This window comes from Streptomyces albiaxialis, assembly GCF_039530985.1.
Classification (GTDB): domain Bacteria; phylum Actinomycetota; class Actinomycetes; order Streptomycetales; family Streptomycetaceae; genus Streptomyces; species Streptomyces albiaxialis.
The window spans coordinates 78,793-101,165 of sequence record NZ_BAAAPE010000006.1; the positions used below are offsets into that span (position 1 = coordinate 78,793).

The 22,373-nt window shown below is 70.5% G+C and carries 19 protein-coding genes and 5 tRNA genes; 10 read left to right on the top strand and 14 right to left on the bottom strand.

Going from position 1 to position 22,373, the window contains the following annotated elements; genetic code table 11:
- Nucleotides 1-96: 96 nt before the first annotated feature.
- Complete coding sequence (locus tag ABD343_RS10670) at nt 97-867, bottom strand: DeoR/GlpR family DNA-binding transcription regulator (protein WP_344526654.1); 771 nt, start codon at nt 865-867, stop codon at nt 97-99.
- A gap of 509 nt (nt 868-1,376) precedes the next feature.
- On the opposite strand from ABD343_RS10670, the gene ABD343_RS10675 reads away from it, so the two are divergent.
- Together ABD343_RS10675 and ABD343_RS10680 are read left to right on the top strand one after the other, a co-directional pair.
- Nucleotides 1,377-1,451 (top strand) — tRNA-Asp (locus ABD343_RS10675).
- Nucleotides 1,452-1,454: 3 nt separating this feature from the next.
- Nucleotides 1,455-1,528: transfer RNA gene (locus tag ABD343_RS10680), tRNA-Phe, on the top strand.
- 72 nt (nt 1,529-1,600) lie between these two features.
- Here the strand turns inward: ABD343_RS10680 and ABD343_RS10685 are convergent.
- From ABD343_RS10685 to ABD343_RS10705, 5 genes are all read right to left on the bottom strand, one after another.
- Nucleotides 1,601-2,707: an ABC-2 transporter permease gene (locus ABD343_RS10685; protein WP_344526577.1), complete on the bottom strand. Its 1,107-nt coding sequence runs from the start codon at nt 2,705-2,707 to the stop codon at nt 1,601-1,603.
- Between the two features lie 25 nt (nt 2,708-2,732).
- Complete coding sequence (locus ABD343_RS10690; protein WP_344526579.1) at nt 2,733-3,593, bottom strand: cytochrome c biogenesis CcdA family protein; 861 nt, start codon at nt 3,591-3,593, stop codon at nt 2,733-2,735.
- The gene (locus ABD343_RS10695; protein WP_344526581.1) at nt 3,593-4,360 is read right to left on the bottom strand and encodes a DsbA family protein; all 768 of its coding nucleotides are present in this window, start codon (nt 4,358-4,360) and stop codon (nt 3,593-3,595) included. The genes ABD343_RS10690 and ABD343_RS10695 overlap by 1 nt, the downstream gene beginning before the upstream one ends.
- 54 nt (nt 4,361-4,414) lie before the next feature.
- Nucleotides 4,415-4,900 (bottom strand): hypothetical protein, encoded by a 486-nt coding sequence (locus ABD343_RS10700; protein WP_344526583.1) that lies wholly within the window; start codon nt 4,898-4,900, stop codon nt 4,415-4,417.
- An 89-nt stretch (nt 4,901-4,989) separates the two neighbouring features.
- Nucleotides 4,990-5,418: a hypothetical protein gene (locus ABD343_RS10705; protein WP_344526585.1), complete on the bottom strand. Its 429-nt coding sequence runs from the start codon at nt 5,416-5,418 to the stop codon at nt 4,990-4,992.
- Nucleotides 5,419-5,549: 131 nt separating this feature from the next.
- Between ABD343_RS10705 and hrpA the strand changes: the two genes are divergently transcribed.
- From hrpA to ABD343_RS10720, 3 genes are all read left to right on the top strand, one after another.
- On the top strand, nt 5,550-9,560 hold the full coding sequence (gene hrpA, locus ABD343_RS10710) for an ATP-dependent RNA helicase HrpA (RefSeq protein ID WP_344526587.1): 4,011 nt from the start codon (nt 5,550-5,552) through the stop codon (nt 9,558-9,560).
- Between the two features lie 82 nt (nt 9,561-9,642).
- A tRNA-Asp gene (locus tag ABD343_RS10715) sits at nt 9,643-9,717 on the top strand.
- 136 nt (nt 9,718-9,853) lie between these two features.
- Complete coding sequence (locus ABD343_RS10720) at nt 9,854-10,021, top strand: DUF6274 family protein (RefSeq protein ID WP_344526589.1); 168 nt, start codon at nt 9,854-9,856, stop codon at nt 10,019-10,021.
- Between the two features lie 415 nt (nt 10,022-10,436).
- Here ABD343_RS10720 and bldC read toward each other — a convergent pair whose 3' ends face one another.
- Nucleotides 10,437-10,643 (bottom strand): developmental transcriptional regulator BldC, encoded by a 207-nt coding sequence (gene bldC / locus ABD343_RS10725; RefSeq protein ID WP_003949541.1) that lies wholly within the window; start codon nt 10,641-10,643, stop codon nt 10,437-10,439.
- A 493-nt stretch (nt 10,644-11,136) separates the two neighbouring features.
- On the bottom strand, nt 11,137-12,012 hold the full coding sequence (locus tag ABD343_RS10730) for a DUF8083 family protein (protein ID WP_344526591.1): 876 nt from the start codon (nt 12,010-12,012) through the stop codon (nt 11,137-11,139).
- Between the two features lie 205 nt (nt 12,013-12,217).
- Between ABD343_RS10730 and ABD343_RS10735 the strand changes: the two genes are divergently transcribed.
- Both ABD343_RS10735 and ABD343_RS10740 read left to right on the top strand, forming a co-directional pair.
- The gene (locus ABD343_RS10735) at nt 12,218-13,351 is read left to right on the top strand and encodes a Leu/Phe/Val dehydrogenase (protein ID WP_344526593.1); all 1,134 of its coding nucleotides are present in this window, start codon (nt 12,218-12,220) and stop codon (nt 13,349-13,351) included.
- A 270-nt stretch (nt 13,352-13,621) separates the two neighbouring features.
- A complete protein-coding gene (locus ABD343_RS10740) occupies nt 13,622-13,894 on the top strand; it encodes a DUF3073 domain-containing protein (RefSeq protein WP_344526595.1) in 273 nt (90 codons plus the stop codon).
- A gap of 66 nt (nt 13,895-13,960) precedes the next feature.
- On the opposite strand, the gene purM is transcribed toward ABD343_RS10740, so the two are convergent.
- The 6 genes from purM to purS all read right to left on the bottom strand — a co-directional run bounded on the left by purM (nt 13,961) and on the right by purS (nt 21,224).
- Nucleotides 13,961-15,031: a phosphoribosylformylglycinamidine cyclo-ligase gene (purM, locus tag ABD343_RS10745; RefSeq protein ID WP_344526597.1), complete on the bottom strand. Its 1,071-nt coding sequence runs from the start codon at nt 15,029-15,031 to the stop codon at nt 13,961-13,963.
- Between the two features lie 92 nt (nt 15,032-15,123).
- Entirely contained in the window at nt 15,124-16,680 is a 1,557-nt protein-coding gene (gene purF, locus ABD343_RS10750) for an amidophosphoribosyltransferase (protein ID WP_344526599.1), read from the bottom strand.
- Nucleotides 16,681-16,937: 257 nt separating this feature from the next.
- Complete coding sequence (locus ABD343_RS10755) at nt 16,938-17,726, bottom strand: maleylpyruvate isomerase family mycothiol-dependent enzyme (RefSeq protein ID WP_344526601.1); 789 nt, start codon at nt 17,724-17,726, stop codon at nt 16,938-16,940.
- Nucleotides 17,727-17,989: 263 nt separating this feature from the next.
- Nucleotides 17,990-20,278: a phosphoribosylformylglycinamidine synthase subunit PurL gene (purL, locus tag ABD343_RS10760; RefSeq protein ID WP_344526603.1), complete on the bottom strand. Its 2,289-nt coding sequence runs from the start codon at nt 20,276-20,278 to the stop codon at nt 17,990-17,992.
- Complete coding sequence (gene purQ / locus ABD343_RS10765) at nt 20,275-20,955, bottom strand: phosphoribosylformylglycinamidine synthase subunit PurQ (RefSeq protein WP_344526605.1); 681 nt, start codon at nt 20,953-20,955, stop codon at nt 20,275-20,277. Before purQ ends, purL begins: the two co-directional genes overlap by 4 nt.
- Complete coding sequence (gene purS / locus ABD343_RS10770) at nt 20,952-21,224, bottom strand: phosphoribosylformylglycinamidine synthase subunit PurS (protein WP_344526607.1); 273 nt, start codon at nt 21,222-21,224, stop codon at nt 20,952-20,954. The genes purQ and purS overlap by 4 nt, the downstream gene beginning before the upstream one ends.
- A 381-nt stretch (nt 21,225-21,605) precedes the next feature.
- On the opposite strand from purS, the gene ABD343_RS10775 reads away from it, so the two are divergent.
- From ABD343_RS10775 to ABD343_RS10785, 3 genes are all read left to right on the top strand, one after another.
- Nucleotides 21,606-21,923, top strand: a complete 318-nt coding sequence (locus ABD343_RS10775; RefSeq protein WP_344526609.1) for a histone-like nucleoid-structuring protein Lsr2 — start codon at nt 21,606-21,608, stop codon at nt 21,921-21,923.
- Between the two features lie 136 nt (nt 21,924-22,059).
- Nucleotides 22,060-22,131 (top strand) — tRNA-Gly (locus tag ABD343_RS10780).
- A 50-nt stretch (nt 22,132-22,181) separates the two neighbouring features.
- Nucleotides 22,182-22,254, top strand: a tRNA-Gly gene (locus ABD343_RS10785).
- Nucleotides 22,255-22,373: the final 119 nt, after the last annotated feature.

A 22,373-nucleotide genomic window follows, 5' to 3' on the forward strand; every position in this document is an offset into this window, starting at 1 on the left:
GGCTCCTGGTCATAGACGTACATAACGGTCATATGGGGCCGCGCGAGGGAGGGGCGGGGCTCGGGGGCGGGTCTGGTGGTGGTCCTGGCGGGGGTCTCAGACGCGGATGACCTGCGGCCCCTGGAGCGCGTAGCGGTGGGCCTCGGAGGCGGGCAGCCCCGTGGAGGTGACGATGGCCTCGAACTCGCCGACCTCCGCGAACCGGCAGAAGCTCACGGCCCCGAACTTCGTGTGCACCCCCGCGAACACCCGCCGCCGCGAGGCCCGTACGGCCTGGGCCTTCACCTCGCTCACGGCCGGGTCGGGGGTGGTCAGGCCGTGCTCGCGCGAGATCCCGTTCGCGCCGACGAACGCGAGGTCGATCACGAACGCGGCCAGCATCTTGGTCGTCCAGTGCTCGACGGTCGCGAGCGTGCCGCCCCGCACCCGCCCGCCGAGCAGCAGCACGGTGATCTCGTCGCGCGTCGCGAGCGCCCCGGCGGCGGCGAGCGAGGCGGTCACCACGGTCAGCGGCCGCCCCTCCGGCAGCGCCTCGGCGATGAGCTGGGGGGTGTAGCCCTCGTCGATGAACACGGTCTCGGCCTCGCCGAGCAGCTCGGCGGCAGCGGCGGCGATACGGCGCTTCTCGGGGACGTGCAGGGTGGTGCGGAACGCGAGCGTCGTCTCGAAGCCCGCGCTCTCCACGGGATACGCGCCCCCGTGCGTACGGCGCAGCAGCCCGTGCGACTCCAGGACGCGCAGGTCGCGACGGATCGTCTCCTTGGCGACGCCCAGCTCCTCGGCCAGCTCGCCGACGTCGACGGAGCCGGTGCGGCGGGCCTCACCGACGATCTCCCGCTGGCGCTCCTCCGCGCTCCTCACGCTCACCACGCCCGCTCCCCTCGCGCTCCGCTCTCCGTACGGTCAGCAACGTGCCCGTTCGGGCCCGTGTGGAGAGTTGTACCGGCCCTGGTCCGGGCGGACCAGGGCCGTCACGAGACCGTTCCTGCCCGAGTGCGCCCGGGGCGCATATCGCCCCGTCCGAGGTCGCACGGCCTGCACGGGGTCGGAGCCGGGCCCGTTCGGAGGGCCGAGTGCGCCCGTTCCGTGCCCGTTTCCCCTCCGGAGGGCGCCGATCCGAACTCCCCGCGGCCGCCCCCGGCTTGAAACGGGCCCGGCTCGGCACCGCCGGCACCCGGTGCCCGTACGGGCGGAGGATTGCGGCGGCACACCTCGCTGACCCGGGGTCCGGACGGTCATCGGGACCCCCCGCGGTCTGGTAGTCTGCTTGGGCGACGTCACCCCTGGTGACAAGCCCCCACACCCCTCAAGGGAATCCCGTTGGGAGCACGCGCCGCTTTGTGCGAGACTAGTGCTCGCGCACAAGCGAAGAGCAAGGTCCTGTGGAGCAGTTTGGAGTGCTCGCCACCCTGTCAAGGTGGAGGCCGCGGGTTCAAATCCCGTCAGGACCGCGCGGCTGGGTAGCTCAGTTGGTACGAGCGTCCGCCTGAAAAGCGGAAGGTCGCCGGTTCGACCCCGGCCCCAGCCACCGCCGCAGTCGAAGGGCCCCGTTCCTCCAGGAACGGGGCCCTTCGCGTGGGCGGGGTTCTCGGGGTTCTCCCTACGCGGCAGCGGCGTCCGCCGCGTGGCGGCTGGTGGGGCGGCCGCCCGGGTGGCGGTGGCGCCAGGTCCAGAAGACGGCGCAGGAGACCAGGGCCCAGGCGGCGAGGACCAGGTAGGGCTGGGCGAGCTGGTGGCCGGGGAAGTAGACGGCGGTGTGCTGGGCGTTCACCGAGGCGCCCGGCGGGAGCCAGCGGCCGATCTCGCCGAGGACCGACGGCAGGAGGGGCCAGGAGACGGCGCCGCCCGAGGACGGGTTGCCGAGGAGGACCATCACGCCCCAGGTCGGCACCATCGCCCAGCGGCCGAAGAGGGTGTTGAACATCGTGAAGACCATGCCCGACGTGAACATCGTCAGGGCGAGGATCATCCACGAGTGGACGAAGGGGAGCTGGACCGCGTCCAGGCCCCAGTCGACGACCGCCGCGATCACGAAGCCGCCCAGCAGGGCGTAGGCGGCGGTGAACGCGATCCGTTCGGGAGGGTTCAGCGCGCGGGCGTGGACGCTGAGCTGGATCGCGCCGACGAAGCCGATGATCACGGCGGCGAGCGAGATGTAGAAGATCGCCAGCCCGCGCGGATCGCCCTTGCCGAGCGGTTTGAGGTCCCGCACCTGGACCTGGACCCCGACCTTCTTCCCCACCTGCGGACCGGCCTGCTGGAGGAGCTGGGCCACCGAGGAGCCGGAGGCGCTGGAGACGTCCAGCTCGACGCCCCTGGGCCGCTCGGCACCCTCGGGCGGCCGCTCGGCCCGCATGATCGCGAAGACCTCCTGGCGCTCGATGGCGTCCTCGGCCTCGGCCTGGGTGCCGTAGTGATGGAGCTCCAGCGAGGAGCCGAGCGCCTTCTCCATGCCCTGGATGAAGGCCACCCGGTCCCGCTGGCTCTCCGCCTTCCCGACGACGGCCGTGGGGATGTGGTGCGGGGTCGGGTTGGCCATGGCGTACGTGTACGAGCCCGCGAAGAGCCCGGCCGCCGCCGCGAGGATCAGCACCAGCACGGACGCGGGGAAGAACGGGGACTCCTTGAAGGAGTGCCAGTGCCCCCGCGCGGTGGGCTTCCTGCCGTGCGCCCCGTGCCCGGACCCGTCCTGCTGTCGCTCGCTCATGCGAGCCAGATTAAAACAGGATCATTTACTTTCTTTCGGACATTTCTCCCCGGGGTGGTGCCTCGTCCTCGCCACTGTCCCCCGCGCGCCGGCGCCACAGCACCAGGCCCACCGCTCCCGCAGCCAGGACGCCGAGCAGCGCCCCGTCCGGCACCGCGTTGCCTGCCTTCTTCGCCCACTGCTCCGCCGCGAAGGCGCCGTCCACGTCCGTCAGTCCGGGCAGTGCCGCCGCGCCGTCGAAGGCGAGGAAGAGCACGCCCAGAAGGATGAAGAAGAGGCCCGAGAGGAGCGAGGTGGTGTGCAGGCGCAGCCTGCCGAGCGCCAGCTCGCGCCCGCGCAGCCACCGGCGCCCGCCCAGATCGAAGCGCTCCCAGAGCAGCGCCAGCAGGAAGAGCGGCACCGCCATGCCCAGCGCGTACACGGCCAGCAGCATCCCGCCGTAGACCGGGTTGCCGCTGACCGCCGCGACCGTCAGCACGCTGCCCAGGATCGGACCGGCGCAGAAGCCCGCGAGGCCGTAGACCGCGCCCAGCGCGTAGACGGAGACCACCGTCGTCGGACGGATACGGCCCGACATCTCCTGGAGGCGGCGCGGCGCGAAGCCGAGGCCCAGGATCTGCGCCACCCCGAGCGCGATGATCAGCCAGCCGCCCACCGAGATGAGCGTGTCCCGGTGCCCGTAGAAGAACCGTCCGGCGTACGAGCCCGCAGCGCCCAGCGGCACCAGGGTGGTGGCCAGGCCCAGGTAGAAGACGCCGGTACGGGCGAGCAGCTTGCCGGCCGAGCCGATCGAGTACGCGAAGAACGCGGGCAGCAGCAGCGCGCTGCACGGGCTGAGCAGGGCGAGGAGCCCGCCGAGGAACGCCGCGAGGTACCCGACCTCCATCAGCTCTTCCCGCCCTTCTTCTGCTCGGCCGCCTTCGCCGCGCGCTCGATCGCGTCCGTGAAGACCTCGTCCGGCTGCGCGCCCGCGATCGGCTCGCCGTTGACGAGGAAGGCGGGGGTGGAGGAGGCGCCGAGGCCATAGCCCTCGTTCCGGTCCCTGTCGAGGGCCTTCTTCGCGGCCCCGCTCGCGCGGTCCTTGTCGAACTTGTCGAGGTCCTCGACACCCGCCTCCTTGGCGATGTCGTGCAGGTGGTCGTCGGAGAAGCCGTTCTTCTCGTTGCCCTTGTCGGCGTAGACGGTGTTGTAGAACTGCCAGAAGCGGCCCTGCTTGCCCGCCGCCCAGCTCGCGAGCGCGGCCCGCTCGGAGCCCTTGCCGAAGATCGGGAAGTTGCGCCACTCGATGCGCAGCACGCCCTTGTCGATGTACTTCTTCTCCAGCATCGGCTCGGTGTCCCGCGCGAACTTGCCGCAGAACGAGCACCCGAAGTCCGCGTACTCGATCATCACGACCGGCGCGTCCTTGTCGCCCCGCGCGTACGGGTCACCGTCGTCCCGGCGCGCGAGCTTCATCAGCGCGGGGTCGCCGGCCGAGGTGTCCTCCTTGCCGTGCAGGGTGGCGTTGTCGCCGGAGCCGCCGCCCGAGCCGCTGTCGTCGCCGTTCACGGCGTACTGCGACAGCCACCCGGCGAGCAGCGCGACGACGGCCACGAGGACGCCGATGACCAGACCCTTGCGGTTCTTCGGTGCGGACTTGGTGGTGGAAGGCATGGGGGATCTCCTGGGACTCCCGCGGAGGGAGCGAAGGTCGGGGGAGGAAAGTCTTCAGACGGACGGCGCCGGTACGGCGGGGCAGGCGACCTCGCCCGCGAGCCGCCGTACGACGGCGACCGCGAGCAGCGCCGGCGAGGCGACGGCCAGCAGCGGCTGCACGGGCTGCCAGATGTTCAGCGCCCCGGACGTGCCGAGCGCGAGCAGCACGAGCTTGTTGCACACGGGGCAGCCGACGGCGAAGAAGCCGAGCAGCCCGCCCACGGTGCCGAGCCGCGAGCCGTCGCCCCGTATCGCCTCCCGGCGGCGGCCCGTACGCACGTACGTCGCCAGCAGCACCCCCGCGAGGGCGGCCGTCGCGGCGAGCACCGGGTAGCCCCACCACGGGGTGGCCACCGAGCGGGCGAAGAGCGGGTTCGGGATCACGGCGGTGGGCAGCCCGACCGCGAACGCGGTGAGCACGGCCGCCCCCGCGGCGACGCCCCACCGCGACAAAGGCCATCCGGCCACGGCGCGCAGGGCGAGCGGAAGTGAACGCATACGTGGGCGCATACGGACGTCACGTCTCCTGTCCTGGATACGGGTGCGAGCGGCCTGCCCCGGCACACACGTATGCCGGGGCGGCGCGTCTACACGCGCAGGACGGAGAGTTCTACGGGGGTCGGGGGCTGCGCCGGAGTGGGCCCGCGCACGGGCGGGCGCGCGTGCGCGGCGCCGAGCGCGGCGTGCGACTCGGGGACGAGGCAGGCGGACAGGGCCGCCACGAGGTTCTGCGCGCCGGAGGCGGGCGCGGGCACGGCCCCGTCGACGTCGCCCTTCTTCTGCTTGTGACAGCCGGGCCCCGGCGAGGTGTCGCCGGTACCGGGCTCCTCGTACGAGGCGGGGGCGGAGGCGGCGGACGCCGCGTGCGCGACGGACGCGTGCGCGGCGGGCTTCGCGGACCCGGCGCCGGAGGGCGCCGCGCTCGCCGGCGAAGCGCCGAACAGCACCCCGCACACCAGGAGCAGCAGCCCGGCGAGCACGGCGAGGCCGCGCTCGGGGGTCCGGCTCCGGCTCATCGGGGTGCCCTCTGTCCTCGCTCGTACGGTACGTTCCGGCGCCAGCCTAACGGCCGGGGGCGGGGCGGCCGTGTGCCCGGAGCCCAAATGGTTCGCCAGCGGCTGGCCCCTGGTGCGATCCTGGACCAGGTATGTCGACTTCCACGCCTCCCTCGCCCGCCGCTCTCCAGGCCCGTATCCCGCATCTCACGCTCCGCGACCAGTCGCGCCTGGCGCGGCGGCTCGACGGTGCGCGCAAGATCCGCAAGCCCGAGGCGCGCGCCGCCGTGCTCGCGGAGATCTCCGCGGCGATGGACGAGTCCGAGCTGCGCGTGGAGGCCCGCAGGGAGTCCGTGCCGGAGATCACGTATCCCCCGCAGCTCCCCGTCAGCCAGAAGAAGGACGAGATCCTGGAGGCGATCCGCGACCACCAGGTCGTGATCGTCGCGGGCGAGACGGGCTCGGGGAAGACGACGCAGATCCCGAAGATCTGCATGGAGCTGGGGCGCGGGATCCACGGCACGATCGGGCACACGCAGCCCCGCCGCCTCGCGGCCCGTACGGTGGCGGAGCGCGTCGCGGAGGAGCTGAAGTCGCAGCTCGGCGAGACCGTCGGCTGGAAGGTCCGCTTCACCGACCAGGTGAAGGACCGCACGCTGGTCAAGCTGATGACCGACGGCATCCTGCTCGCGGAGATCCAGCAGGACCGCGAGCTGCGGCAGTACGACACGATCATCATCGACGAGGCCCACGAGCGCAGCCTCAACATCGACTTCCTGCTCGGCTATCTCGCCCAGCTCCTCCCGAAGCGCCCGGAGCTGAAGGTCGTCATCACCTCCGCGACGATCGACCCGGAGCGCTTCTCGCGGCACTTCGGGGACGCCCCGATCGTCGAGGTCAGCGGGCGTACGTACCCGGTGGAGGTGCGGTATCGCCCGCTGCTGGAGGAGGACTCGGACGCGCCCGACCGCGACCAGGTCACCGCCATCAGCGACGCGGTCGACGAGCTGCACCGCGAGGAGCCCGGCGACATCCTCGTCTTCCTCTCCGGCGAGCGCGAGATCCGGGACACGGCGGACGCGCTGGAGAAGAAGTTCCGGGGCGGGCGCGGGATCCCCACCGAGGTCCTCCCGCTCTACGCCCGCCTGTCGCACGCCGAGCAGCACCGCGTCTTCCAGTCCCACCCGGGCACCCGCCGCGTCGTCCTGGCGACGAACGTCGCGGAGACCTCGCTCACCGTCCCCGGCATCAAGTACGTGATCGATCCGGGCACCGCCCGTATCTCGCGCTACAGCCACCGGACCAAGGTCCAGCGCCTCCCCATCGAGCCCGTCAGCCAGGCCAGCGCCAACCAGCGCAAGGGCCGCTCGGGGCGTACGTCGGAGGGCATCTGCATCCGGCTGTACTCGGAGGACGACTTCCTCTCCCGCCCCGAGTTCACCGACCCGGAGATCGTCCGGACGAACCTGGCGTCGGTCATCCTGCAGATGGCGGCGGCCGGGCTCGGGGACATCGAGAAGTTCCCGTTCATCGACCCGCCGGACCACCGCAGCATCAAGGCGGGCGTGCAGCTCCTGGAGGAGCTGGGCGCGCTGGAGCCGGGCAAGGACAAGGGCGCGCGCAGGCTCACCAGGACCGGCCGTTCCCTCGCCCAGCTCCCCGTCGACCCGCGGCTGGCCCGCATGGTGCTGGAGGCCGACAAGAACGGGTGCGTGCGCGAGGTCATGGTGATCGCCGCCGCGCTCTCCATCCAGGACCCGCGCGAGCGCCCGTCCGACAAGCAGCAGCAGGCCGACCAGCAGCACGCCCGCTTCAAGGACGAGGGCAGCGACTTCCTGTCGTTCCTCAACCTGTGGCGGTACGTGAAGGAGCAGCAGAAGGCCCTGTCCTCGTCGGCGTTCCGCCGCATGTGCAAGACGGAGTTCCTGAACTACCTGCGGATACGCGAGTGGCAGGACATCTATACGCAGCTCCGCCAGGTCGCCAAGGGCATGAAGATCCACCTCTCCGACCAGGACGCGTCCGAGGACGCCGTCCACCAGTCGCTGCTCGCGGGGTTGCTGTCGCACATCGGGCTCAAGGACACGGAGAAGAACGAGTACCTGGGCGCGCGCAGCGCGAAGTTCGCGGTCTTCCCCGGCTCGGCCCTCTTCAAGAAGCCCCCGCGCTGGATCATGTCGGCCGAGCTGGTCGAGACCTCCCGCCTGTGGGCGCGGGTGAACGCGAAGATCGACCCGGAGTGGATCGAGCCCCTCGCCGCCCACCTGGTCAAACGGACGTACAGCGAGCCGCACTGGGAGCAGAAGCAGGCCGCGGTGATGGCCTTCGAGCGGGTGACGCTGTACGGCGTGCCGGTCGTCGCGGAGCGCAAGGTGCACTACGGGCGCATCGACCCGGAGGCCTCCCGCGACCTGTTCATCCGGCACGCGCTGGTCGAGGGCGACTGGCGCACCCACCACCAGTTCTTCCGTGACAACCGCAAACTCCTCGACGAGGTCGAGGAGCTGGAGCACCGCGCCCGCCGCCGCGACATCCTCGTGGACGACGAGACGCTCTACGACTTCTACGACCAGCGCGTGCCCGAGGACATCGTCTCCGGGGCGCACTTCGACTCCTGGTGGAAGAAGAAGCGCCGCGACGAGCCGGACCTGCTCAACTTCGAGAAGTCCATGCTCATCAGCGACCGGGCCGAGGAGGTCTCCGCCTCCGACTACCCGGACGTATGGCGCCAGGGCGGCCTCGTCCTGCCGGTGACGTACCAGTTCGAGCCCGGGGCCGACGCGGACGGCGTCACGGTGCACGTGCCGCTCCAGGTGCTCAACCAGGTCACCCCGGAGGGCTTCGACTGGCAGATCCCGGGTCTGCGCGAGGACCTGGTCACCGAGCTGATCCGCTCGCTCCCCAAGCCGATCAGGCGCAACTACGTGCCGGCGCCGAACTTCGCCAAGCGCTTCCTGGAGACCGCGCAGCCGCTCCAGGAGCCGGTGACGTACACGCTCGCGCGCGAACTGAAGCGCATGGTCGGAGTCCCCGTCACGGCACAGGACTTCGATCTCGCGAAGGTCCCGGACCACCTGAAGATCACGTTCCGGGTCACCGACGAGCGCCGCCGCAAGCTGGAGGAGAGCAAGGACCTGGAGGCGCTCCAGCTCAAGCTCAAGCCGCAGACGCAGAAGGCGCTCTCGAAGGCGTTCGACTCCTCGGAGCGCGCGAGGTCGCGCAAGGCGGCGCGCAAGGCGCAGGACGGCGCTCAGGGGGGCGAGGCGGCGGCTCCTCCGGCCGGGGAGACCCCGCAGCGCGGCGGCCTCACGGACTGGACGCTGGGCACCCTCTCGCGCACGTTCGAGACCCGGCGCGCGGGCCAGCCCGTCAAGGCCTTCCCGGCGCTCGTGGACGAGGGCTCCTCGGTGGCCGTACGGCTCTTCGACACCGAGGCCGAGCAGCAGCAGGCGATGTGGCGCGGCACCCGCCGCCTCATCCTCCTCAACATCCCCTCGGACCCCGCCAAGTTCGCCCAGTCCAAGCTCGACAACCGGCAGAAGCTCGCCCTCTCCCGCTCCCCGCACGGCAGCGTGCAGGCCCTCTTCGAGGACTGCGTGACCGCGACCGCCGACCGCCTCATCGCGGCCCACGGCGGCCCGGCCTGGGACGAGGAGTCCTACCGCAAGCTCTTCGACGCGGTCCGCGCCGACCTGGTCGACGGCACGCTGCGCACGGTCCGCCAGGTCCAGGAGGTCCTGGCCGCCTGGCACTCCTGCGAGCAGCGCCTGCGGACGACCACGAGCCCGGTCCTCGCCGAGTCGGCGGCGGACGTACGGCAGCAGCTCGACGGCCTCATCAAGCCGGGCTTCGTCACCGAGCACGGCGCGGGCCGCCTCCCGGACCTGATGCGGTACCTGGTCGCGGCCGACCGCCGGCTCCAGCAGCTCCCCCACAACGTCGAGCGCGACCGCACCCGCATGGCCAAGGTCCGCGAGATGTGGGACGAGTACCTGTGGCTGCTGGAGCAGTTCCCGCCGGGCCGCCCCGTTCCCCGCGCGGCGCGGGACGTGCGCTGGATGGTGGAGGAGCTGCGCGTCAGCTACTTCGCGCACGCGCTGGGCACGGCGTACCCGGTCTCCGACAAGCGGATCATGAAGGCCGTGGACGCGGCGGCGCCGTAGCGCGACGGGCACGCAGAGTGAGTTCGCCCTGGGCCCCTGACCTGCTGTAGAGTCTCGTTTCGCGCCGAGCGCGCACGAGCAAGGTCCTGTGGAGCAGTTTGGAGTGCTCGCCACCCTGTCAAGGTGGAGGCCGCGGGTTCAAATCCCGTCAGGACCGCAGAGAGAGGGCCCGCACCGATCGGTGCGGGCCCTTCTTCGTGTGCCTGTCGCTCTTTCCGGTGGCCTATACGCGCGGCCCTTGCGGTTGACGGCCGTTCGGGGCCGGGGTACCTCTACTAGAGGAGGTGCGGCGGATGACGACGGCTCCGAATTCCCCCCGGCGACACGAGACCAAGGCACTCCTGCGCGCGCATCTGGCGGCCGCGACGCGATACCGGCATGTGACGCGGCACTGCCCGATCTGCCATCGCCTCCTGCGCCTGGCGATGGAGTCCGAGGACAAGGGGTCCGCTGCCAAGTGACCCGCTCTTAGGCGTTCTTTATCGCAGCCCCTCGGCCTGCGACAAGTGCCCGCCACTGTGACGGGTGTCACCGAACTCCTCCGTACTGACGGGGAACTTGAGGCCCCCTCACACCTCGTCAATTTTATATGTGCAATTGCACCACTCCCCTGACACCCTTCACCGAAGCCGATCACTCTCGATCAGTGCTGCCCAAGAGCGGGCACAGGAAGGGCAGTCGGCGCCCCCGAACGGGCACTCGGCGGGCATGCGACGGGCATGCGACGGGAACAAAAAGATCGCGCTGGACCCGGCGGAGTCCAGCGCGATCCACGAGCAAGCACTGTTGGGGCAGAGCCTGTCGTGTGGTGCTCAATGGGCGCCGTGTCGGGGTGGGGGCCCCGAAAACGCCCCTATATGGTGTTGTTTCGCCTGATCAAGCCTCGCTGCGCTGCTGCGGGATGCCCGCCAGCAGTGCGCGCACCTCCGCCTCGCGGTAGCGGCGGTGCCCTCCGAGCGTGCGGATGGACGTGAGCTTGCCCGCCTTTGCCCAGCGCGTGACCGTCTTGGGGTCCACACGGAACATCGTGGCAACCTCAGCCGGGGTCAACAGCGGCTCGGCATCAGGGGTGCGAGCGGTCATGAGCGGCCTCCTCGGGAGAACCGAACCATCACGGTTCTTTCCTCTAAATTCTGCACCTTGACCCGCGTTGCCCGAAATGGCGTACGCGAGCCGAGTCGGTTATAGGACGAACGGCTTGTCCTCGGCACTACAACTACACCATCTGTCCAGCCACGTCGGCCAAACCGATGGAATTGCCCTCTCAGGTGTTCAACCTCGGCGGAAGCCGATGGACCGTCCCATAGCGGACAGTCACACCGCCGTGACGATCAGTCACAGCGGGAGCAGGGGTCACCAGACCCACCAAGGAGCGCAATACCGATCTTTCCGCCCTTAGTTGGACGGAAGGAGCCCCGTGCGGACTCCTTGTCCTATTTTGACACGAGGGGTAGGTCTGAGAGCAAGACCCCGGTAAGTGCTGTCCATCACGCTTGAGGCAATAGCCCGGTTCAGGACGTAGGTCCTGGACGTGGCGTTCGCCACATCTCGCCCTCTCCTCGCCCCCGGTCCGCGTCTAGGACGCGAACTGGAGCTCCCTGACAGTCCGCCAGCGCTCCGTCAGCCGCTCGTACGCCTCGCCGGCCCGCTCGCCGTCGCCCTCGCGGAGCGCGGCGAGACCTTCCGCCACGTCAGCGGCAGAGTGGTCCCCCGCGAGCTGCTCCTCGGGGATCGCGTGGGCCAGTCCGCCGTAGTCCAGTTCGACCAGGGAACGCGGGTGGAATTCCTCCAGCCAGCGGCCTACATCTACCAGTCCGTCGACGAGCGGCCCCTCCTCCAGTTCCTCGCGGAGCACTTTCAGGCCACGTGCGAGGCGACGCCGCGCCTGGACCATGGGTGTCCGGTACCGGAGGACGAACTGCTGACCGCTCTCCTCACCCGTTTCCGGCTTGGCAAACTCCCTTTCTTCGTCGACGAAGAGCACGAACCACCGGACCGGCACATGCCACAGCGCCGTACGGATCCACGGGCGGGCGTCCGGGTTGTGCTCGCGCCACCGCTCGTAGTCGGCCGCGGCCTGCCGCCGTACGACCGGGGGGAGCGCCGCGTCGAGGACCGGCTGGGGCAGCGCCAGCTCGCGGTCGCCCGCGGCCTGGGTGAGCGCGGCGAGGGACTGCCAGCTCCGCAGCCGGGTGCGCCAGGGGCAGACGCACGTCACACCGTCCACTTCCGCCACGAACGCCTCGGCACTCTCCCGTACGGGCACCACCACGGGCGGGACCGGCAGCAAGTCGGCGAGGGCGCGGCGGACTTCGTCCTGGGCGGTCGGGAAGCGCTCGCGCTTGGCGTAGGCGATCCAGTGCGACCGCTCGGGCTCGGGGAAGGCGGCGAGCGGCTCATAGACCCGCAGATACGCGGCGTACGGGACGATGACCGACGCTTTCTCAGCCACGCACTCCTCCAAAGAAACGGTGTCACCGAGAAGACCGGTGCGGACAGGCCTGGGAGACAGTTGACTACCCCGATTGTGGGACCGCAACGTGCCCGCGACGCGCAGGTCGTACGCTTCTGACGACCGGCCCTCCCCCTGGCCTTCTCCTGCCACAAGCGGGTGGGCCCGGCAGAGGGTTTCCACCACGAATACAGGAGTCACCACCGTGACTGACGTACGTGAGACTGTCAGCGTGGACACGTCGAGCGAGCCGTTCCTCCACACCCTGTTCCACTCCGACCAGGGCGGGCACGAGCAGGTCGTGCTGTGCCAGGACCGGGCGAGCGGCCTCAAGGCCGTGATCGCCCTCCATTCCACCGCGCTGGGCCCGGCCCTCGGCGGCACCCGCTTCCACGCCTACGCGGACGAGCGGAACCCCGAGGAGGCCGCCGTGCGCGACGCGCTCAACCTGGCGCGCGGGATGTCGTACAAGAACGCCATGGCCGGGCTCGACCACGGCGGCGGCAAGGCCGTGATCATCGGCGACCCGGAGAAGATCAAGAGCGAGGAGCTGCTGCTCGCCTACGGCCGCTTCGTGGCCTCTCTCGGCGGTCGCTACGTGACGGCCTGCGACGTCGGTACCTACGTCCAGGACATGGACGTGGTCGCGCGGGAGTGCCGGTGGACCACCGGCCGCTCGCCCGAGAACGGCGGCGCGGGCGACTCCTCCGTCCTCACCGCCTTCGGCGTCTACCAGGGCATGCGGGCCAGCGCCCAGCGCCTGTGGGGCGCGCCCACGCTGAGCGGACGTACGGTCGGCGTCGCGGGCGTCGGCAAGGTCGGCCACCACCTGGTCGAACATCTGCTGGAGGACGGCGCGCGGGTGCTGATCACGGATGTGCGCGAGGCCTCCGTGCGCCGGGTGCTGGACGCGCACCCCGAGGTCGTGGCCGTTGCCGACACCGACGCGCTCATCCGGACAGAAGGGCTGGATGTCTACGCCCCGTGCGCGCTGGGCGGCGCCCTCAACGACGCCACCGTGCCGGTCCTGACCGCCCGCGCGGTCTGCGGCGCGGCCAACAACCAGCTCGCCCACCCGGGCGTCGAGAAAGACCTCGACGACCGGGGGATCCTCTACGCGCCGGACTACGTGGTGAACTCCGGCGGCGTGATCCAGGTCGCCGACGAGCTCCACGGATTCGACTTCGCACGCGCTAAGGCAAAGGCTTCCAAGATCTTCGACACGACCCTCTCGATCTTCGACCGGGCGCAGGCGGACGGAATCCCTCCGGCCGCCGCCTCGGACCGTCTCGCGGAGCAGCGGATGGCCCAGGCAGCGGCCCGGGAGATGGCCGGATAACGCCGCTCGGGAGCGCCGTGAGAGGCGTCTCATGCCCCCTCGGCGGGTCGGTCCTCTACAGGAAGGTAAAATCGCGGGTGACCAGCGAAGTGAAGGTCACCGGGCGCGTCGGACGGCGTCCGTGTCGTGCGGGCGACGTACCGTACGGCCGCGGAAGCAGGTACCGTTGAAGCCCTGAGTACCGGTCTCTCCTGTGAGAGACCGCTCTGAACCATGAACGCGTGTCAAGACTCTGGGGCCGTCGAGCCCCGTCGTTGAGGGGGTCGAGCCATGGGGCGCGGCCGGGCCAAGGCCAAGCAGACGAAGGTCGCCCGCCAGCTGAAGTACAACAGCGGTGGGACGGACCTATCGCGCCTGGCCGAGGAGCTGGGCGCATCGACGTCGAAGCAGCCGCCGAACGGCGAGCGTTTCGAGGACGATGAGCTGGACGACGACCCGTACGCACAGTACGCGGATCTGTACGACGACCGGGACGAGGACGAGGCGGACGAGGCGGACACCACCGACTCGACCGACCACGGTTCGCACCGACGTCGCGCTTGACGTTTGCTCACAGTGACCCGGTCCGGCACCAGCCGGACCGGGTTCTGTGCTGTCCCGCGGGGACGCTCAGCGCGCATGATCCCCGGTGAGGGTCACTGCCTCGGTGCGGCCTGCCCGCTCGCCGATCTCGCCGGCGACCCAGGCGTCCACGCCCCGGTCGGCCAGGGTGGCGAGCGCGGGGGCCACCGACTCCTGCGGGACGACGGCGATCATGCCGACGCCCATGTTCAGCGTCTTCTCCAGCTCCTCGCGCGCCACGCCGCCCGCGTCGGCGACCACGCCGAAGACCGGCGCCGGAGTCCAGCTCGCGCGGTCCACGGTCGCGTGCAGCCCCTCCGGGATCACCCGCGCGAGGTTGTTCGCGAGCCCGCCGCCGGTGATGTGCGAGAAGGCGTGCACCTCGGTCGTACGGGCCAGCTCCAGGCAGTCCAGCGAGTAGATCTTGGTGGGCTCCAGCAGCTCCTCGCCGAGGGTCCGGCCGAACTCGGGGACCTCGCGGTCCAGCGACCAGCCCGCCCGGTCGAAGACCACGTGCCGGACCAGCGAGTACCCGTTCGAGTGAAGCCCCGACGAGGCCATCGCGAGCACCACATCGCCCGTACGGATGCGATCCGGGCCCAGCAGCGCGTCCGCCTCCACCACGCCGGTGCCCGCGCCCGCGACGTCGTACTCGTCGGGACCCAGCAGGCCCGGGTGCTCGGCCGTCTCGCCGCCGACCAGTGAGCAGCCCGCCAGGACGCAGCCCTCGGCGATGCCCTTGACGATCTGGGCGACGCGCTCGGGGACGACCTTGCCGACGCAGATGTAATCCGTCATGAACAGCGGTTCGGCGCCGCAGACGACCAGGTCGTCCACGACCATCGCGACCAGGTCATGGCCGATCGTGTCGTGGATGTTCATGCGCTGGGCCAGCGCGACCTTGGTGCCGACGCCGTCGGTGGCCGAGGCCAGCAGCGGGCGGGCGTAGCCCTTGAGGCGGGAGGCGTCGAAGAGGCCGGCGAAGCCGCCCAGCGCCCCGAGCGATTCGGGACGCTGGGTCTTTTTGACCCACTCCTTCATGAGCGTGACCGCGCGGTCGCCCGCCTCGATGTCTACGCCCGCCGCCGCATAGCTGGCGCCTTCGGGGTTGGTGGTCATGGCTGTGTACGTCTCGCGTCTCTGTGTGGGTGGGTGGGGCCGGTTGTGCCCACCCGCGCGCTCGGCACGGCTGCCCACAACCGCTCTCGGGGCTACGGGCGCTTGAGGGCGTCCGAGGCGCCCACGCCGGCCGTCAGAGTGCCGATGCCGTCGACGTCCGTCTCGGACGTCTCGGTCTCCAGCAGGTGCTTGCCGAGCAGCTCCGGATCGGGCAGATCCATCGGGTACTCGCCGTCGAAGCACGCACGGCACAGATTCGGCTTGGCGATGGTGGTCGCCTCGATCATGCCGTCGATGGAGATGTACGCGAGGGAGTCGGCGCCCAGGGACTTGCCGATCTCCTCGACCGAGAGGCCGTTGGCGATCAGCTCGGCGCGCGTCGCGAAGTCGATGCCGAAGAAGCACGGCCACTTGATCGGCGGGGAGCTGATCCGCACGTGCACCTCGGCCGCGCCCGCCTCGCGGAGCATCCGGACCAGGGCGCGCTGGGTGTTGCCGCGGACGATCGAGTCGTCGACGACCACCAGGCGCTTGCCGCGGATGACTTCCTTGAGCGGATTCAGCTTGAGGCGGATGCCGAGCTGGCGGATGGTCTGGCTGGGCTGGATGAAGGTCCGGCCCACATAGCTGTTCTTCACCAGGCCCGAGCCGTACGGAATGCCGCTCGCCTCGGCGTACCCGATCGCGGCCGGGGTGCCGGACTCCGGTGTCGCTATCACCAGGTCGGCGTCCGGGGCCGGGGCCTCGGCGGCGAGCTTGCGGCCCATCTCGACGCGGGACAGATAGACGTTCCGCCCGGCGATGTCGGTGTCGGGGCGGGCGAGATAGACGTACTCGAAGACGCAGCCCTTCGGCTTTGCCTCCGCGAAGCGGGTGGAGCGGAGCCCGTTCTCGTCGATGGCGACCAGCTCGCCCGGCTCGATCTCCCGGATGAAGCTGGCGCCGACGATGTCCAGGCCCGAGGTCTCGCTCGCCACGACCCAGCCGCGCTCCAGGCGGCCGAGGACGAGGGGGCGGATACCCTGCGCGTCCCGTGCCGCGTAGAGCGTGTGCTCGTCCATGAACACCATGGAGAACGCGCCCTGGACCTGCGGCAGCACCTTCGGAGCGGCCTGCTCGACCGTGAGCGGCGTGCCGTCCTCGGCGGTCTGGCCCGCGAGGAGGGCGGTGACCAGGTCCGTGTCGTTGGTGGCGGCGACCTGGGTCGCGCGCCCGTTCCCGTTGACGGCGAGCTTGGCGACCATCTCGGCCAGCTCCGCCGTGTTGACGAGGTTTCCGTTGTGGCCCAGGGCGATGGAGCCGTGGGCGGTCGCGCGGAAGGTCGGCTGGGCGTTCTCCCAGACGGAGGCGCCCGTCGTCGAGTAACGCGCGTGACCGACCGCGATATGGCCCTTGAGCGAGCCGAGGGAGGTTTCGTCGAAGACCTGGGAGACCAGGCCCATGTCCTTGAAGACGAGAATCTGGGAGCCGTTGCTCACCGCGATGCCCGCGGATTCCTGACCGCGGTGTTGCAGTGCGTACAGCCCGAAGTACGTGAGCTTCGCGACCTCTTCTCCGGGGGCCCAGACGCCGAAGACCGCACAGGCGTCCTGGGGACCTTTCTCGCCGGGGAGGAGGTCGTGGTTGAGTCGTCCGTCACCACGTGGCACGCCTTCGAGTCTAGGACAGGTGCCGGGATGGGCCGAACCGGGGAACGTTCCACGGGGCCGGGGGGTACTTGACGCCTGCACCGTTTCGCGGTCACGATCCCGCCCGCGCATGCCCCTCCGGCCCTGTCCTGGCCCCTCGCACGGGCCCCGGTCACGTCACGGGCGCCGCCTGTCGCTGCGCGTGAGCACAGTTGTCGCACTCCTCACGTTTGTCCCTCGCGGAGTGCCGGGCGGGGCGGTGATATTCGCCACGCGTCCTAGCCGAGCACGGGGAGCAGGGACGAGAGGTCGGCGCGCTCGCCGCTCGCCGAGAGGTGGGCGGTGCCCAGGGCCTCGTCCCACGTCGTACGGCCCGTGGCAAGGCGCAGCCAGGTGAGCGGGTCGGCCTCCACGACGTTGGGCGGGGTGCCGCGGGTGTGCCGGGGGCCCTCGACGGCCTGGACGACGGCGAACGGCGGGATCCGCACCTCCACGGAGCCGCCCGGCGCCTTCGCCGCGAGCGTGTCGGCGAGCAGCCGGACGGTGGCGGCGAGGGCGAGCCGGTCGAGGTGGACGCGGGCGCCGGTCGCGCGGGCGAGGTCGTCGCTGTGCACGACCAGCTCGACGAGCCGGGTCACGGTGAAGTCGTGCATGCGCATCGCGCCGAAGTGGTGCGGGATCAGCAGGTCCTCGCGGACCGCCTCCTCGATGACCGGCTCCAGGTCGGCGACGGCCGCGTCGATACGGGCCGCGCCGTCCTCGCACGTGGCGGCGTCCTCGCGGGTCTGCGCGTCGAGTTGGTCGGCGAGGGTGCGCGTGCCGAGGGCCCAGGCGGTGAGCGACACCTCGGGGCCGGTGGCGGGGGCTTCGGGCCTGGCGAGGAAGCGGGGCACGGCGTCGATCTGGAGCGCGATGTGGACGAGCAGATGGTGCACGTCCCAGCCGGGGAGCGCGGTGGGCAGTGCGCGCTGCTCGGGGCTCAGGCGGTGCGCGGCCTCGGCCACGGCCTCGACCTGGGCCACCAGGGCCTTGCGGGTCCTCGCCGGGTCGTACGTTCTTGGCGCCATGCCGCCGAGACTACCCAGCCCCCAAGGGGCTCGCCCGACTCTCCAGAGCCCGCCCCTTTTCGGGGGGCCGGAACTCCAGGGCTTGCCCCTTCAGGGGCGCGGGGAACTGCGCGACAAGCCACGACGTAGCCGCAGCCTGCGAAGCAGCGCGCGGGGCAGCCCGAACCCAGCCCTCGCCCCGTAAGGGGCGCAGGCATCTCGGGTGCTCGAGGGAGAAGCGGGGGTGCCCTCTCTTGGGGGCACCCCCCATCGGTCTCCCGGCGTCAGCCGAACAGTTCCGGGAGCGTTTTCTCGTGGGCCGAGCGGAGCTCGCCGAGCGGCAGCGTGAAGTGACCCTGGATTTCCAGGGCGTTGCCGTCGACCACGCCGATACGGGTGGCCGGCAGGCCCCTCGCCGCGCACATGTCGGTGAAGCGGACCTCCTCGCTGCGGGGGATCGCGACGACCGCGCGGCCCTGCGACTCGGAGAAGAGGAAGACGAAGGGGTCCATGCCGTCCGGGACGACGATCCGGGCGCCCTTGCCGCCGCGCAGGCAGGACTCGGCGAGAGCCTGGATCAGGCCGCCGTCCGAGAGGTCGTGCGCCGCGTCGGCCATGCCGTCGCGCGAGGCCGAGATCAGGATCTCGGCGAGCAGCCGCTCCCGGTCCAGGTCGACCCGCGGCGGGGTGCCGCCGAGGTGGTCGTGGGCGACCTGCGACCACGCCGAGCCGCCGAACTCCTCCGCGGTCTCCCCGAGCAGGTAGAGCAGGTGGCCCTCGTCGCGGAACGCCATCGGCGTACGGCGCGTGACGTCGTCGATCACGCCGAGGACGCCCACGACGGGCGTCGGGTGGATCGCGGCCTCGCCGGTCTGGTTGTAGAGCGAGACGTTTCCGCCCGTCACCGGCGTGCCCAGCTCGCGGCAGGCGTCCGCGAGGCCGCGCGTCGCCTCGGCGAACTGCCACATCGCCGCCGGGTCCTCGGGCGAGCCGAAGTTGAGGCAGTCGGTGACGGCGAGGGGGCGCGCGCCGGTCGCGGCGACGTTGCGGTACGACTCGGCGAGCGCCAGGCGCGCTCCCTCGTACGGGTCGAGCTTCGCGTACCGCCCGTTGCCGTCCGTCGAGACGGCGACGCCGAGCCCCGTCTCCTCGTCGATACGGATCATGCCGCCGTCCTCCGGCTGCGCGAGCACCGTGTCGCCGAGGACGTAACGGTCGTACTGGTCGGTGATCCAGGACTTGGACGCCTGGTTCGGGGAGGAGAGGAGCGCCAGGGCGGCCTCGCGCAGCTCCTCGCCGCCCGACGGGCGCGGCAGCTTGGCCGGGTCGTCGGCCTGGAGCGCGTCCTGCCAGTCGGGGCGGGCGTACGGGCGCTCGTAGACCGGGCCCTCGTGGGCGACCGTCCTGGGGTCGACGTCGACGATCTTCTCGCCGTGCCAGAAGATCTCCAGCCGCTCGCCTTCGGTGACCTCACCGATGACCGTGGCCGTGACCTCCCACTTCTCGCAGATCGCGAGGAAGTCCTCGACCTTGCCCGGCTCGACGACCGCGCACATCCTCTCCTGCGACTCGCTCATGAGGATCTCCTCGGGGGAGAGCGTGGAGTCGCGCAGCGGCACGTCGTCCAGCTCGACGCGCATGCCGCCGGAGCCGTTGGAGGCCAGCTCGCTGGTGGCGCAGGAGAGCCCGGCCGCGCCGAGGTCCTGGATGCCGACGACGAGGTCGGCGTGGAAGGCCTCCAGGGTGCACTCGATGAGCAGCTTCTCCTGGAACGGGTCGCCGACCTGGACCGCCGGGCGCTTCGCCGGCTTCCCCCCGGTGTCCTCGAAGGTCTCGGACGCCAGGATCGACGCGCCGCCGATGCCGTCGCCGCCCGTACGCGCGCCGTAGAGGACGACCTTGTTGCCGGTCCCGGCGGCCTTCGCGAGGTGGATGTCCTCGTGCTTCATGACGCCCACGCACAGGGCGTTGACCAGCGGGTTCCCCTGGTAGCAGGGGTCGAAGACGACCTCGCCGCCGATGTTGGGCAGGCCCAGGCAGTTGCCGTAGCCGCCGATGCCCGCGACGACGCCGGGCAGCACGCGCCGGGTGTCGGGGTGGTCGGCGGCGCCGAAGCGCAGCGGGTCCATGACGGCGACGGGGCGGGCGCCCATCGCGATGATGTCGCGGACGATGCCGCCGATGCCGGTGGCCGCGCCCTGGTAGGGCTCGACGTACGACGGGTGGTTGTGGGACTCGACCTTGAAGGTGACCGCGTAGCCCTGGCCGACGTCCACGACGCCCGCCTGCTCGCCGATGCCGACGAGCATGGCCTCGGCGCCGGGGCCCTCGGTCGGGGCCTTCTCGCCGAACTGCTTCAGATGGACCTTGCTGCTCTTGTACGAGCAGTGCTCGGACCACATGACCGAGTACATCGCCAGCTCGGCGCCGGTCGGGCGGCGGCCGAGGATCTCGCGGATGCGGTCGTACTCGTCCTTCTTCAGCCCGAGTTCGGCCCAGGGCTGCTCGCTGTCGGGGGTCTGCTCGGCGTGGGTGACCGTGTCCAGGTGACCGTGGGAAGGCGTGGGGCTCATGCGTGCGTGACCAGCTTCTTGAGTACCGAGGTGAAGAAGCCGAGCCCGTCGGTCGTGGGACCGGTCAGGGACTCGACGGCGTGCTCCGGGTGCGGCATGAGGCCGACGACGTTCCCGGCCTCGTTCGTGATGCCGGCGATGTCGCGGCGGGAGCCGTTGGGGTTGACGTCCAGATACCGGAAGACGACGCGGCCTTCGGCCTCCAGTTCGTCCAGGGTGCGTTCGTCGGCGACGTAACCGCCCTCGCCGTTCTTGAGCGGGACGGTGATCTCGTCGCCGGACGCGTAGTCGGACGTCCAGGCCGTGGCCGCGTTCTCGACGCGCAGGCGCTGGTCCCGGCAGATGAAGTGGAGGTGGTCGTTCCGAGTGAGCGCGCCCGGCAGGAGATGGGATTCGCACAGCACCTGGAAGCCGTTGCAGATACCGAGAACCGGCATTCCGGCCCTCGCCTGTTCGATCACGCTCTCCATCACCGGGGAGAAGCGGGCAATGGCCCCGCACCGCAGATAGTCGCCGTACGAGAATCCGCCCGGGAGTACGACCGCGTCGACCTGGTGCAGACCTTTGTCGCGGTGCCAGAGCGGAACGGCTTCGGCGCCCGCGATACGGACCGCGCGCCGCGCGTCACGGTCGTCGAGCGAACCGGGAAATGTGACGACGCCGATACGGGTGGTCACGCCGTGGCTCCTTCGGACTCCTCGACGCGGACGGTGAAGTCCTCGATCACGGTGTTGGCGAGAAAGGTCTCCGCCATCTCCCGGATACGGGCGAGGGCCGCGTCGTCCAGCTCGTCGGCGGATCCCTCCACTTCCAGCTCGAAGCGCTTGCCCTGGCGGACATCGGCGATTCCCTCGAAGCCCAGGCGGGGCAGTGCGCGCTGCACCGCCTGTCCCTGGGGGTCGAGGATCTCGGGCTTCAGCATGACGTCGACTACGACGCGAGCCACGGGTACTCCTAGGTGTTCTGCGCGGGGGCGCGGCGGTGAGGCTGCGCTGGCCAGCGTACCCGGCTCGAAAATCTACGCGCGTTGATATACGTGACGATCGGGCCTAGAGTTCGTGAAGCACTGGGAAAACGGCCGGGGAAAACGTATGGTCCCGATTGCGGCACGGTTCCTCTCGGAATTCCGGGCCCGGCAATGCAATGCCTGCTGCCGCAGGTCTCGCACAGCAGAAAATGGACCCGTCCCCTATAGCGGGACTCACTCCGACGGCCGGATCACTCGGCCGGTTCCGGCAGTGCGCGTCATGGGAGGTCAAGTCCCCGGCGGGCCGGACGGAAAGGCGGAGTGATCCCTTTCGTGATCCTGAAGGAAGGACCGATATCCGTGGCACAGCGCGTAGTGGTCACACTCTCCGATGACATCGACGGCGGGGAAGCGGCGGAGACGGTCTCCTTCGGACTCGACGGGAAGTCGTACGAGATCGACCTCAACAGCGACAATGCGAAACGTCTCCGCAAGGACCTCGCGCCTTATGTCGAGGCGGGGCGTAAGCGTGCGAAGTCCGGCAAGACGTACCACCGCACGTCCGTGGCGCCCGACCCGCGCGCGGTGCGCGCCTGGGCCGAGTCGAACGGGTACGAGGTGCCGGCCCGGGGCCGCATCCCGAAGAAGATCTACGAGGCGTTCAACGCCTCCCGCTGAGCGAGGGGACCGAAGGGGGTTTTCACCCTCTTCGTCCCCCTTCGTTCCACCGACTTGCCATCGACCCCCTGTGATCGGCTAAAGTTCAGGCACGCCGCGAGGGCAGCCCCGGAAACGGGGAAGACCTCACGGACACGCGGGTGTAGCTCAGTAGTAGAGCGCCCCCTTTCCAAGGGGGAGGCGCAGTGTGCGATTCCTGTCACCCGCTCTCCTTTCCCTGGACCCCCGGCCCCGGCCGTCGGGTACAGTGAGGGCAGTGCGGACGTAGCTCAGTTGGTAGAGCGCAACCTTGCCAAGGTTGAGGTCGCGAGTTCGAGCCTCGTCGTCCGCTCAAGTAGGAGAAGGGCCCCGGTCGTTGGACCGGGGCCCTTCGTCGTGTTCCCGGCCCCGTTCCAGTCCGGATGTGCCCGGATGACATTCGTCATGCGCATCCATGACGCCGCGCACCGC